Source organism: Aromatoleum evansii, assembly GCF_012910805.1.
Lineage (GTDB): Bacteria > Pseudomonadota > Gammaproteobacteria > Burkholderiales > Rhodocyclaceae > Aromatoleum > Aromatoleum evansii.
The window spans coordinates 76,455-88,467 of sequence record NZ_WTVK01000013.1 but is presented as its reverse complement, the minus strand read 5'-3'; the positions used below and the strand labels follow the sequence as shown (position 1 = coordinate 88,467).

The 12,013-nt window shown below is 67.0% G+C and carries 11 protein-coding genes and 1 pseudogene; 7 read left to right on the top strand and 5 right to left on the bottom strand.

Features of this window, described 5'->3' with window-relative positions:
• Positions 1-30: 30 nt before the first annotated feature.
• Positions 31-1,209, bottom strand: a pseudogene (locus GO615_RS08615) (MFS transporter); the annotation flags it as partial.
• Between the two features lie 138 nt (positions 1,210-1,347).
• Here GO615_RS08615 and GO615_RS08610 point away from each other — a divergent pair.
• The gene (locus tag GO615_RS08610) at positions 1,348-2,247 is read left to right on the top strand and encodes a LysR substrate-binding domain-containing protein (protein WP_169126956.1); all 900 of its coding nucleotides are present in this window, start codon (positions 1,348-1,350) and stop codon (positions 2,245-2,247) included.
• 24 nt (positions 2,248-2,271) lie between these two features.
• Here the strand turns inward: GO615_RS08610 and GO615_RS08605 are convergent, their stop codons facing one another.
• On the bottom strand, positions 2,272-3,072 hold the full coding sequence (locus GO615_RS08605) for an ABC transporter substrate-binding protein (RefSeq protein WP_169126954.1): 801 nt from the start codon (positions 3,070-3,072) through the stop codon (positions 2,272-2,274).
• A gap of 212 nt (positions 3,073-3,284) precedes the next feature.
• On the opposite strand from GO615_RS08605, the gene GO615_RS08600 reads away from it, so the two are divergent.
• Positions 3,285-3,929 (top strand): pseudouridine synthase, encoded by a 645-nt coding sequence (locus tag GO615_RS08600; protein ID WP_169126952.1) that lies wholly within the window; start codon positions 3,285-3,287, stop codon positions 3,927-3,929.
• Positions 3,930-3,953: 24 nt separating this feature from the next.
• On the opposite strand, the gene GO615_RS08595 is transcribed toward GO615_RS08600, so the two are convergent.
• On the bottom strand, positions 3,954-4,844 hold the full coding sequence (locus GO615_RS08595) for a cation efflux transmembrane domain-containing protein (RefSeq protein WP_339379987.1): 891 nt from the start codon (positions 4,842-4,844) through the stop codon (positions 3,954-3,956).
• Between the two features lie 196 nt (positions 4,845-5,040).
• On the opposite strand from GO615_RS08595, the gene GO615_RS08590 reads away from it, so the two are divergent.
• From GO615_RS08590 to arsB, 5 genes are read left to right on the top strand one after another with little or no spacing between them, the layout of a single operon-like run.
• Positions 5,041-5,412: an ArsR/SmtB family transcription factor gene (locus GO615_RS08590; protein ID WP_169126950.1), complete on the top strand. Its 372-nt coding sequence runs from the start codon at positions 5,041-5,043 to the stop codon at positions 5,410-5,412.
• Complete coding sequence (locus tag GO615_RS08585) at positions 5,409-5,888, top strand: arsenate reductase ArsC (RefSeq protein WP_169126948.1); 480 nt, start codon at positions 5,409-5,411, stop codon at positions 5,886-5,888. Before GO615_RS08590 ends, GO615_RS08585 begins: the two co-directional genes overlap by 4 nt.
• A gap of 42 nt (positions 5,889-5,930) precedes the next feature.
• Positions 5,931-6,290 (top strand): arsenite efflux transporter metallochaperone ArsD, encoded by a 360-nt coding sequence (gene arsD, locus GO615_RS08580; RefSeq protein ID WP_169126946.1) that lies wholly within the window; start codon positions 5,931-5,933, stop codon positions 6,288-6,290.
• Positions 6,291-6,306: 16 nt separating this feature from the next.
• The gene (arsA, locus tag GO615_RS08575) at positions 6,307-8,082 is read left to right on the top strand and encodes an arsenical pump-driving ATPase (protein WP_169126944.1); all 1,776 of its coding nucleotides are present in this window, start codon (positions 6,307-6,309) and stop codon (positions 8,080-8,082) included.
• A gap of 15 nt (positions 8,083-8,097) precedes the next feature.
• Positions 8,098-9,204, top strand: a complete 1,107-nt coding sequence (arsB, locus tag GO615_RS08570) for an ACR3 family arsenite efflux transporter (RefSeq protein WP_211167005.1) — start codon at positions 8,098-8,100, stop codon at positions 9,202-9,204.
• A gap of 81 nt (positions 9,205-9,285) precedes the next feature.
• Here arsB and GO615_RS08565 read toward each other — a convergent pair whose 3' ends face one another.
• Together GO615_RS08565 and GO615_RS08560 are read right to left on the bottom strand one after the other, a co-directional pair.
• Positions 9,286-10,662 carry an OprD family outer membrane porin gene (locus GO615_RS08565; protein ID WP_246262204.1) on the bottom strand — a complete coding sequence of 459 codons (1,377 nt, stop codon included), beginning with the start codon at positions 10,660-10,662 and terminating at the stop codon, positions 9,286-9,288.
• A 192-nt stretch (positions 10,663-10,854) separates the two neighbouring features.
• Complete coding sequence (locus GO615_RS08560; RefSeq protein ID WP_169126942.1) at positions 10,855-11,952, bottom strand: 4-oxalomesaconate tautomerase; 1,098 nt, start codon at positions 11,950-11,952, stop codon at positions 10,855-10,857.
• Between the last annotated feature and the right edge of the window lie 61 nt (positions 11,953-12,013).

Below are 12,013 nucleotides of genomic sequence, written 5' to 3'. Positions count from 1 at the left end.
TGCTGTGGCGGCCTTTCGCGGGCCGGATGGTTAGCCTGCCGGGGTGAGGGCGGGCGGTTGCGCCATGGGCTGTAGCGTGCGCAGTTGCCAGGCGCACAGCAGGCCCAGGGCGACGCACAGGGTGAGTGCGGCAGTGACGCCGGTCCATGCGGCGTATTCCCATGCGAGGCCGGAGAGGGTGCCGATGAGGCTGGCGCCGAGGTAGTAGCTGCACAGATAGAGCGCCGTTGCGAGGGCGCGCCGCTCGCCCGACCGGCGTGCGACCCAGCCGCTCGCCGTGGTGTGGGCGCCGAAGTACCCGAAGGTGAAGACGGCGACGCCGGCGATGATGGCCGCGAGGTGGTCGAAAAGGGTGATCGCGAGGCCCGTGCCGCAGAAGACGATCATGATCCACAGCAGGGCGCGGCGGCCGATGCGGTCGACCAGGCGCCCCGTCCATGCCGACGACAGCGTCCCGACCACGTACAGCAGGAAGACGGCGCCGATGGCGGTCTGACCCAGGGAGAAGGGCGCGGCGTGGAGGCGGAAACCGAGGTAGTTGTAGACACTGGTGAAGACGCCCATCATCAGGAAGGCGATCGCGAAGAGGCGCCGCAGCCCGGCGTCCGCAATCAGCGCGGTGATGTCGCCGAGCACCCGTGCAGGGAGGGCGGCCCGTGCGCGGAAGTGGTGGGACGGCGGCAGGCAGCGCCAGAAGACCAGGGTTGCGACGAGCCCGAGCACGCCGAGTGCTGCCGCGGCGATGCGCCATGAGCTCATGTCCGTGAGGCCGGCGACGAGGAAGCGCCCGCTCATGCCACCCAGGGCGTTGCCGGCGATGTAGAGGCCCATTGCGCGGCCCTGGGCGCTGGGCGCGATTTCCTCGCCGAGCCAGGCCATCGCCGAGGCCGGCAGGCCGGCGAGGGCCGCTCCCATCAGCATCCGCAGCACGAGGAGCTGGGTGAAATCCGCCGCGAAGGCGGTCGCAAATGCGATTACGGTCGCGAGTGCCAGAGATGCCTTCATCAGGCGCTGTCGGCCGTAGCGGTCGGACAGCACGCTGGCGGGCAGGAGCATCAGCGCCAAAGCGGCGGTGCCGAGCGATACGGACAGGCTGGCGCTTGCCGGTGCGACGCCGAAGTCGGCGGCGAGGCGCGGGAGGATGGGTTGCGTCGCATACAGCAACGCGAAGGTCGCGAACCCGCCGAGGAACATCGCGAGGTTGGCGCGGCGGGGGCTTGCATGGTGGTCGGGTGCGCTTTGCGGAGGCGATGAGGTTGCGTTGCACTGCTCCGGCGAATCCTAGGTTGCGATCAATGCATACGTCCAATATATTTTTAGGTGAAAGATCATCTATGGAATATATGAATGGAGCTGCGCCATCTTCGCTACTTCGTCGCGGTCGCCGAGGAGCTCAACTTCACGCGGGCGGCCGAACGGCTGCACATCGGCCAGCCGCCCTTGTCGATGCAGATCCGCGATCTAGAGGAGGAAATCGGCACGCCGCTGTTCGAGCGCAGCAAGCGTCGTGTCGCGCTGACCGAAGCGGGGCGGCGCTTTTTCGATCATGCGTGCGAGATCCTGGCGCGCTCGCAGGCTGCGACGGAAGACGCGCGTCGCGCAGGGAAGGGCGAGCTGGGCGAGTTGCGGGTCGGGTTCACGTCGTCGCTGCCATTCACGACCATGCTCTCGGACGTGCTGCATACGTATCGGCGCGACTTCCCGCAGGTGAGCCTGTCGCTGCGTGAAATGTTTACGGTGGCGCAGGTGGAGGCACTGCAGCGGGGGGAGATCGATGTGGGCTTCGTGCGCTACCGCGGCCTCGACGTGTCGGCGGGGATCGTCACGCGCGAGATCGGGCGCGACCCCCTGCGGCTCGTCGTCAATGCGGCGCATCCCCTGGCGCACCGTGCCGAGGTTTCGCTCGCCGAGTTTCGCGACGAGGGTTTCATCGCCTATCCGACAGACGTCGGGACCGGCTTGCCGGCGATCGTCGACGAGCTGTGCCGCAAGGCGGGCTTCGCCGCGCGCATCGTACAGCGAGCGCGCGAGGCGACGACGCAGATCGGGCTGGTCGCGTCCGGGCTCGGCGTCGCGGTGCTGCCGGCGCCGCTGGAGTGCGTGCGGCTACCGCGCGTGCGCTATCTCAGGATCGGCGACGAGGGCGCTTACCTTTCGCTGTCGGTCGCGCATGCGGACCGGCCACCCACGCCTGTGCTGGATACCTTTCTCGGCGTGATCGGGCGTATCGCGGCGCAGTCGGTCTGACGGCGCTGCGTCTTGTCGTCGAGCCTACGCGCTTGCCTTGGCCCAATCGGCGAACAGGCGTGCGAGGGCGGGCAGCCCTTCGCGGATCGCGGTCGGGCCCGGCGCGAGGATGATCGCGGACTTGATTTCGTGGATCTGCGCGTTGCGCACGGCGGGCACGTCCTGCCAGCCCGGTCGGGCGACGACCTTTTCGGGCCGGAAGCGTTTGCCGCACCAGGAGCCGATGACGATGTCCGGGGCGCGGCGCGCGGCTTCCAGCGGGTCGGCGAGGCAGCGGTCCTTGGCCGACGGGCGGCTGGCGAGCTCGGCGAAGATGTCTTCGCCGCCGGCGATCCCGATCAGCTCGGACACCCAGCGGATGCCGGAGATTGCCGGTTCGTCCCACTCCTCGAAATAGACGCGCGGACGCCGCGGAAGCCGTGCGGCGGCGGCACGTGTCGCGTCGATCAGCTGCTCCAGTTCGCCGACCAGCGCCCGCGCGCGGGGCTCGGCACCGACGAGGCGGCCGACTGTTTCGATCATCGCGAGGATGTCCTCGACGCTGCGCTGGTTGAAGACATGCACGGCGACGCCGGCCTTGACGAGATCGCGGGCGATGTCGGCCTGCAGGTCGCAGAAGCACAGCACGAGGTCCGGTTTGACGGCGAGGATGCGGTCGAGGTCGCCGGTGCTGAAGGCGAAGACCTTGGGCTTTTCCTTGCGGGCCTGCGGCGGGATGACCGTGTAGCCGGAAATGCCGACGATGCGGTCCTGTTCGCCCAGGGCGTAGAGGACTTCCACGGTTTCGGTGCTGAGGCAGACGATGCGTCGGGGTAGTCGGGGCATGTGTTTTCGATCCGGTGAGAAGGTCGGTATTCTGCCGCCAAAGGCGACGGATGCCTAAGCTGAGTGCGCGCGGGTTTGCCGGCGCGTGGGAATCCTGCTAAAACGCGGCGTCGGGTGACGGTTGACGAGGGGGTTCGGGCCAGGATTCCGTTGCGGTCAGCCGCGCATTTTCTTTTCCTGTTTGCCGCCATTGCTCCGCGCTTCCTGAGATCGTGCCCCACCTCGCTCCTGCCATCGTCTACGCCGACGACGCCATCGTCGTCGCGGACAAGCCGTCCGGTCTCCTGTCGCAGCCTGCGCGTGGCGAGGACCGGCAGGATTGCCTCGAGCTGCGCGTGCAGGCGCAGTACCCGGACGCGCTGCTGGTGCATCGGCTCGACATGGCGACATCGGGACTCATCCTGCTGGCGCGCGGCCCCGAGATGCTGCGACGGATGAATCATGCGTTCGCCCAGTGTACGGTCGGCAAGCGCTACGTCGCCGCGGTGCATGGATTGGTCGCGGGCGACCGGGGGGAAATCGACCTGCCGCTGGCAGCCGATCCGGACAACAATCCGCGCCAGCGGGTCGACCGTGTGGGCGGGCGGCGGGCGCTGACCCGGTATCGGGTCGTCGAGCGCCGTGGCGAGGGCGATGACGCGGTGTCGCGCGTCGAGCTGGAGCCGGTGACGGGACGTACCCACCAGCTGCGCGTGCACCTGATGTCGCTGGGGCATCCGATCCTGGGCGATGTGCTGTATGCACCTCCGCACAGCGCACAGCGCCATGCGCGCCTGCACCTGCATGCTGCGGCGATTGCCTTCATCCACCCGGAGCGGCGCGTCCCGCTCAGCTTCGAGAGCGCCGTGCCGTTCTGAGCGGCTGCGCCGGTTTGGCGGCGGTCAGCGCAGGCGCAGGATGCGGATCGCGCCGGCCACGACGACTCCGCCGATAATGCCGCCGATGATCCAGTCCGGCCAGGGACTGGCGGTGGCACTCACGAGCAGGCCCGCCGCGATCACGCCGGCGTTGGCGATGACGTCGTTGGCCGAGAAAATGTAGCTCGCGCGCATGTGGGCGCCGCGATGCCGGTGGCGGTGGATCAGGAGCAGGCAGCTGGCGTTGGCAAGCAGGGCGAGCGCGGCGATGCCGATCATCGCGATGCTCTCCGGTTCGGCGCGCGTGAGAATGTGCCGCGCGGTCTCGGTCAGGGCGCCGAGCGCGAGGATCAGCTGAAGGACCCCGGCCAGGCGCGCGGCGGTGAGCTTCATGCGGGTGGCGCGGCCGACGGCGTAGAGGGCGACGCCGTATACCGCTGCATCGGCGAACATGTCCATCGCGTCGGCGATCAGGCCGGCGGAGCGCGCGAACCATCCCGCTCCGATCTCGACGACGAACATCAATGCGTTGATCGCCAGCAGCAGCCACAGGACGCGGGCTTCCGCCGCGGGGTCTGCCTGGTCCGCGGAAAGCGTGGCTTCGGTCAGGGGCGTCGAGCCGGTGAGCGTCGCGCCGAAGCCGAGGGGTTCGAGTGCTAGCAGGATTGCAGCCGCTTCGCCTGCGTGGTCGACGGCCAGCCTCCGCGCCGGCAGGTCGAAGTGCAGTGCGCCCACCGGAAGTGGTGCGAGCCGCAAGCGGATCATCTGCTCCTCGGATGGGCAGTCCATGCCGGGGATGTGGAAGGTGGAGCGCAGTAGCGGGCCGTCGCCGGGTTGCGCCGCGCCGGCCTCGTTGTCGCATGGCGTTGGTGAGCTCTTGCAGCTGCACGCGGAGGAACACGGAGGGGCATCCACGGCCGGCAGTCCATCTGGATAATCATCAAATGCTAATTCTTGTCGAGCTGCGTGGCTAGCCCAGGCCATGCCAATCATCGGGTCGGAGTCCTCGCGGAGATGCGGCGTTGCGTCGGAAGCGCTGCGGTGGCGGTTGCATTGACGTCACTCACGTCTATCGATACGATATTTCAACAACTTTGGAAGTGTCGAAGAGATGGACGAAAAAGCCGCCCTTGCCGTATTCGAATGCCTCTCGTCGGGTGTCCGGCTCGGTGTATTCCGGCTGCTCGTGAAGGCGGAGCCGGTCGGCATCGTCGCCGGGGATATCGCCGCAGCGCTCGACGTCGCACCGAGCAGCCTGTCCTTCCATCTGCGCACGATGACGCAGGCCGGACTGCTGCGCGTGGAGCAGGAGGGGCGATTCCTGCGTTACCGGGCGAATCTCGCGCTGATGACCGAGGTCGTCGGCTTTCTCACCGAAAACTGCTGCAGCGGGGTGTCCGGCGGGTGCCGGGACGCGGATCTCCTATCCGGAGGGATTCCCGCTTGTGGCTCATCCAACCCTGTGCGGGAATCGAAAGCATGAATGTGTTGTTCCTATGTACCGGCAACTCGTGCCGGTCCATCCTCGCCGAGGCGACCTTCAATCATCTGGCGCCGCAAGGCTGGACGGCCGTGAGCGCCGGCAGCAAGCCCGCCGGTTACGTGCATCCGCGCTCGCTCGCCCTGCTGGCACGCGAGGGGATCGCCACCGAGGGCTACCACAGCAAGTCGTGGGATGCGCTGCCCGTGACGCCGGACATCGTCGTGACCGTCTGCGCAAGTGCCGCGGGCGAGACCTGCCCGGCCTACCTCGGCCCGGCGCTGCGCACGCACTGGGGCGTCGAGGATCCCGCGCACGCGACCGGCACCGACGCCGAGATCGACGCCGCCTTCATGACCGCATACCGCATCTTGCGCGCACGCATCGAAGCCTTCCTCGCGCTGCCGCTCGACGAACTGCAGGCCGACCGTGCCCGCCTCAAGGCCGGACTCGACCGCATTGGCACGCTGCTGCTCTGAATTCCCTTTTCGCCTCATTCGTCTTCCCAAGGAGCATCCGACATGAAATCGATCCAGATCTTCGATCCCGCGCTGTGCTGCAGCACCGGAGTGTGCGGCGTCGACGTCGACCAGCAGCTCGTCAGCTTCGCAGCCGATGTCGAGTGGGCGAAGCAGCAGGGCATCGCGCTCGAGCGCTTCAACCTCGCCCAGCAACCCTTGGCGTTCGCGCAGAATGCGGTCGTGAAGGGTTTCCTCGAGCGGTCGGGCGCCGAGTCGCTGCCGCTGATCCTGATCGACGGCGAGTTCGCGTTGGCGGGGCGTTATCCGACGCGCGACGAACTCGCCCGCTGGGCCGGGGTGCAGGCTGAGCCTGCCGGCAAGGCCGCCGGCGGGTGCTGCAGCGGCGGCCGCTGCTGCTGAGCGGAGCGCCTCCGACATGCGCTTCCTCGATCAGCCGCCGCGTTACCTCTTTTTCACCGGCAAGGGTGGGGTCGGCAAGACTTCGCTGGCCTGCGCCACTGCAATCCATCTCGCCGGACTCGGCCGCAAGGTGTTGCTGGTGAGCACCGATCCGGCCTCGAACGTGGCACAGGTGTTCGAGCAGGAGATCGGCAACCGGGTGACGCCGATCGAGGCGGTGTCGGGGCTTTCCGCGCTGGAAATCGACCCGCAGGCGGCGGCCCGATCCTATCGCGACCGCATCGTCGGTCCGGTGCGCGGGATCCTGCCGGATGAGGTCGTACGCGGCATCGAGGAGCAGCTTTCTGGCGCTTGCACCACCGAGATCGCGGCGTTCGACGAGTTCACCGGACTGCTGACCGATACGCAGCTCACGAGTGGCTTCGACCACGTCGTATTCGACACGGCGCCGACCGGCCATACGATCCGCTTGCTGCAGCTGCCGGCGGCATGGTCGGGATTTCTCGCGAACAACACCGAAGGGGCGTCCTGCCTCGGCCCGCTGGCCGGGCTGCAGAAGCAGCGCGAGCAGTATTCGTCCGCCGTTGCGGCGCTTGCGGATGCCACGCGCACGCGGCTCGTGCTCGTCGCACGTGCCCAGGTCTCGACGCTGCGCGAAGTGGCCCGTACGCATGCCGAGCTGGCGGCGATCGGGCTCAGTCGCCAGTTCCTCGTCATCAATGGCGTGCTTGCCGATGATGCCGCCGCGCGCGCGGACGGGCTGGCCGCGGCCGTGCTGCGTCGCGAACGGGACGCGCTCGCCGCGCTCCCCGAGCCGCTGCGCGGGCTGCCCACGGACTACGTGCCGCTGATGCCCTTCAATCTCGTCGGCTTGCGGGCGCTCCGCGCCTTGCTCGGCACGGGCGGTTTGCCGTCCTGCGACGTGTCGCGCGATGCGCGTGCGTCGGCCGCGCTCGCGTTGCCGAATCTCGCGGGCCTGGTCGACGGCATCGCTGCGGACGGCCACGGGCTCGTGATGCTGATGGGGAAGGGCGGGGTCGGCAAGACAACGCTCGCGGCCGCGATCGCGGTGGAGCTCGCGCGCCGGGGTTTCCCGGTGCATCTGAGCACCTCCGATCCGGCGGCGCACCTCGCGGAGACGCTAGAGGGCTCGCTCGGGAATCTCGCCGTGAGCCGCATCGACCCGCAGGTGGAGACGGAACGCTATCGCCAGCATGTACTGGAGACGAGCGGCAAGGACCTGGATGCGCACGGACGCGCGATGCTGGAAGAGGACCTGCGCTCGCCTTGCACCGAGGAAATCGCCGTTTTCCAGGCCTTCTCGCGCATCATCCGCGAAGCCGGGAAGAAGTTCGTCGTCATGGACACGGCGCCGACCGGACACACCTTGCTGCTGCTCGACGCGACCGGCGCGTATCACAAGGAAATCGCGCGCCACATGGACAAGAGCCGCGTCACGCACTTCACGACGCCGATGATGCAGCTGCAGGATCCGACGCAGACCAAGGTGCTCGTCGTGACGCTCGCCGAGACCACGCCGGTGCTCGAGGCCGCGAACCTGCAGGCGGATTTGCGCCGCGCGGGGATCGAGCCGTGGGCGTGGATCATCAACAACAGCCTCGCCGCCGCACGCACCGACGCGCCGGTGTTGCGTTGTCGCGCCGAGCAGGAGTGGCCGCAGATCGAGGCCGTGCGCGAACACCACGCCAAGCGGGTCACGCTGGTGCCGGTGCAGGCCGAGGAGCCGGTCGGCGTAGCGCGGCTGCATGCGCTGGCCGCAGGAAAGAACTGAAGGAAGACGTGAAACATGTCCGTTCAATGTGAAATTACCGCCAAGCATGCGGCGGCTGCCCCGATGAGCGTCTTCGAGCGCTATCTCACGGTGTGGGTGTTCCTGTGCATCGTCGCCGGAATCGCCTTCGGCCAGATGGCGCCTGCGCTGTTCCAGGCCATCGGTCGCATGGAGGTCGCGCAGGTGAACCTGCCGGTCGGCGTGCTGATCTGGGTGATGATCATCCCGATGCTGATGAAGGTCGATTTCGGTGCGCTGCACGAGATCCGCGGCCACGTGCGCGGCATCGGCGTGACGCTAATCGTGAACTGGCTCGTGAAACCGTTCTCGATGGCGCTGCTGGGATGGTTCTTCATCCGTCACCTGTTCGCGCCGTGGCTGCCGGCGGAGCAGATCGACAGCTACGTCGCGGGCCTGATCCTGCTCGCGGCGGCCCCGTGCACGGCGATGGTGTTCGTGTGGAGCCGGCTGACCAACGGCGACCCGATCTTCACGCTGTCGCAGGTCGCGCTCAACGACGCGATCATGGTGGTCGCGTTTGCCCCCATCGTCGGCGTGCTGCTGGGCATTTCGGCGATCACGGTGCCGTGGGACACGCTGTTCACGTCGGTGGTGCTCTACATCGTGATTCCGGTCGCGCTCGCGCAGGTTGCACGCAAGGCACTGCTCGCGCGCGGGCAGGCGGTGTTCGACGCCACGATGGAGCGCATCGGCCCGTGGTCGATCAGTGCGCTGCTGGTGACGCTGGTGTTGCTCTTCGCCTTCCAGGGCGAGGCCATCCTCGCGCAGCCGCTGGTGATCGCGCTGCTCGCGGTGCCCATCCTGATCCAGGTGTTCTTCAACTCGACGCTCGCCTACCTGCTGAACCGCATGGTAGGCGAGAAGCACAGTGTCGCCTGCCCCTCGGCACTGATCGGGGCGTCGAACTTCTTCGAGTTGGCGGTGGCGGCGGCGATCAGCCTGTTCGGCTTCGAGTCGGGCGCGGCGCTGGCGACCGTGGTCGGCGTGCTGATCGAGGTGCCGGTGATGCTGCTCGTGGTGCGCGTGGTCAATGCGAGCAAGGGGTGGTACGAGGCGGGCGTGGCGTCCCCGGCCGCGGCCGGCCGCCGCGGGGGCGGCTGATCGCGGGCAAGGCGCCTCGGGGCATCATTTCGCGCGGCATCCGGATGCCGCGCGCGACCATGCGCTGTACCCCTCTTGGCGTCAGAAGAAGCGATACGTGTAATCGAGGTACACGCGATGGTCGGTGTTGTCCTGCAGGACGCCATCCACTCGACCCGTCTTGTCGGACTTGTATTCAAGGTATCGGTACCGTAGGTTCAGGCCCTTGAGTAGCGGGATCTGGTAGCGCACATCGACTTCCAGTTCACTTTCGTCCGCCTTGCCCAGCGACGAAACGTGACTGTTCCTGGCTCCCGTGCCCTGCTTGTACTTGACCGTTGTCTTGAGTCCCTTGACGTAGTCTTTCCAATCGTAGCCCGCGCGGGCCATCCAGACCGTCTCGTCGTTGTTGGTCATGTCCGCCAGCACGCCGCCCGTGGGAAAGGGGTTCATGCCGTGGTCGCCGGTGAAATTGTCCTCGATCCACGCGCCATCGAACTTCGCTACCGCAGCCCCGAGCATGACGTTTCCGGCCGTCCACTCCGCATCCAGATAGACGCCGCGCCCGTCGTTGTCGCTGCGGGTCACGCCGGCACGCGAGCCGGGGACATCCTCGTCGTCCAGTTCCGCCCCCTCGGCGGCCGTGACGAACAGCTTGCCCGCATCTCGCGAGGTATGCAGACCGGCACTCAGCTTCAGCTTGTCCTTGTCCGCCAGACTGAATGTATAAGCTCCCACGAGACCGACCTTGGTCAGGAAGTCCTTCGAGTTCAGGTACTCGAGGGTGATTTCGTAGGGTCCCTTCGCATAGCGTGCGCCTGCGGCGGCGACGTAGTCGATGTCGCCCTCGTCGGAACGATCGGTCGCGAATTTCTCGAAATGCGCTTCGCCGCGCCGTGACCATTCGTCGAACATCGCGCCGTAGAGCGTGAGCCCCGGGATGAGCGTCAGCTGGCCGCTCGCACCGGAGTAGGTGTTGGGCACCGCACGGCTCGTCGAGCTGATCAGGAGCAGGCTGTCATAGAGTTGCCGGCCGATCTTGAGCTGGGCCTTGTCCTGGTACTTCAGTTTGACGAACGCTTGGGCGACCTTGCCGAAGGAGTCGTGCAGCTCTCCGTTGTTGTCGGCGGAGAGCACGTCCGTTGTGACAAAGCCGGTCGCATCGAGCTTGGTGACACTGTAGCCCGACACGCCGAATCCGACGATGTCGCCGAAGTACGGCGACTCGTAGTTGAGCTGCAGGCCGAGCCCGGTCTGGGTGCGATCCCTCGAGGATGTCTCGAACTCGCGGTCGAAATGCACGCCGCGCACTTTCAGTTCCAGCTTGTGCCCGTCCGCTTCGGCCGCCACGCAGATTGCCGGTGCAAACAGCCCGGCCACGAGCAGGGGCAGGACGCCCGCATTGATCTTCTTCATGCCTTCCTCCTTGGTTAGATTCGTCTTCTCGCCGTCGCCCCGGACTTCGGCCAGGGTCGTCATCAGCTCTTGCAGCCGCAGTGGATTTCTTCCGAGACTGTCGAGTGCAGGCGAAGTATGGGGACCGTACTTAATTGCGTGAAATGCAAAACTTAGACGGATTAATGCGGAATTAGCATCATGAGGCCGGCGCGTGCCGACGGCGGCCTCCAGGCTTCCGACGACGCGCGCTTGGTTATTTCGGGACCGTTGCGGTTATGCGGCTTGGCCGGGTTCGCACAGAGGAACGTGAACGGCTCCCCGAAACAGTGGGCGGGCCGTCCGGATCAGGCCTGCGGACTGGATGAGCGGAATGCCGTCGGCCCCCTGCGCCGCGACGTCGAGGCGGATGTCCAGCGTTCCGGCAGGCTGCTCGATGCTCACGAGGTACGGGTCGTCAGACTTCGGCCGGGCGAGACCTTGCACCACGGAGCCGGGAATGATGCTCGCGGCCGCGAGGCACAGCGCGCCGGTCACGGCATAGGCGGAATGGCAGTTCCACGGGGTGAAGTAGCGCGAGGCGATCACGCCTCGGCCCTGCGGCGACGCAACCAGCGCGATCTTCGGCAAGACCTTGTCGCGCACGTCGCCGAGTCCTGCCAGCAGCGCAACCTGCAGCCGGATGGACTCGAGTCGAATCTTCAGTTTCCGGTCGGCATCGAGTTCGCCCTTCGTCTCGTGGCCGGTCTTGCCCATCGCTTCGGCCGGGACGAAGATCAGCGGCGTCGAGAAGTCGATGCAGGACACGCCCACGCCATCGACGACATCGACCACACGCCCGGTCGGCAGCAGGCGTCCGGTCTTGGCACCGGCGGCATCACGGAAATTCAACTGGATCGGCGCGCCACTGCCGGGGACGCCGTCGATTCGTGCGAGTCCGTCGTAGCTCACCTTGCCGCCAGGAGTCTGGATCACGGCCTCGACGATCTTGCCGGTGTTCACGTTGAGGATGCGCAGGGTCGTGACGGGGTCGGTTGCGGAGACCAATCCGTTCTCGATTGCGAAGGGGCCGACGCCGGCGAGCATGTTGCCGCAGTTCGGTGTCGTGTCGACCGTGGCCGTTTCCACCGACACCTGGGCAAAGAGGTACTCGATGTCGATGTCGGCCCGGGACGCGGGGCTCACGATGACCACCTTGCTCGTGAGCGTGTCGCCGCCGCCGATGCCGTCGATCTGACGTGCATGGGGCGAACCCATCGCCGCGAGCAGTACCCGATCGCGCTCGGCGGGATCGGCGGGAAGATCCGCGGCGTGGAAATACGGCCCCTTCGACGTGCCTCCACGCATCAGCGTGCAAGGGATGGTCAGCATCATGGTGGTGTTCCTCCGTCTGAACGATGGCGCGATTCTGGGCGCACGACGGAAAAACCTGAAA

Coding starts and splice junctions, on each gene's coding strand:
- GO615_RS08605 (WP_169126954.1), bottom strand. CDS start 3,072: ATGCCCCGACTACCCCGACGCATCGTCTGCCTCAGCACCGAAACCGTG.
- GO615_RS08590 (WP_169126950.1), top strand. CDS start 5,041: ATGGACGAAAAAGCCGCCCTTGCCGTATTCGAATGCCTCTCGTCGGGT.
- arsD (WP_169126946.1), top strand. CDS start 5,931: ATGAAATCGATCCAGATCTTCGATCCCGCGCTGTGCTGCAGCACCGGA.
- arsB (WP_211167005.1), top strand. CDS start 8,098: ATGTCCGTTCAATGTGAAATTACCGCCAAGCATGCGGCGGCTGCCCCG.
- GO615_RS08610 (WP_169126956.1), top strand. CDS start 1,348: ATGGAGCTGCGCCATCTTCGCTACTTCGTCGCGGTCGCCGAGGAGCTC.
- GO615_RS08585 (WP_169126948.1), top strand. CDS start 5,409: ATGAATGTGTTGTTCCTATGTACCGGCAACTCGTGCCGGTCCATCCTC.
- GO615_RS08560 (WP_169126942.1), bottom strand. CDS start 11,952: ATGATGCTGACCATCCCTTGCACGCTGATGCGTGGAGGCACGTCGAAG.
- GO615_RS08565 (WP_246262204.1), bottom strand. CDS start 10,662: ATGACGACCCTGGCCGAAGTCCGGGGCGACGGCGAGAAGACGAATCTA.
- arsA (WP_169126944.1), top strand. CDS start 6,307: ATGCGCTTCCTCGATCAGCCGCCGCGTTACCTCTTTTTCACCGGCAAG.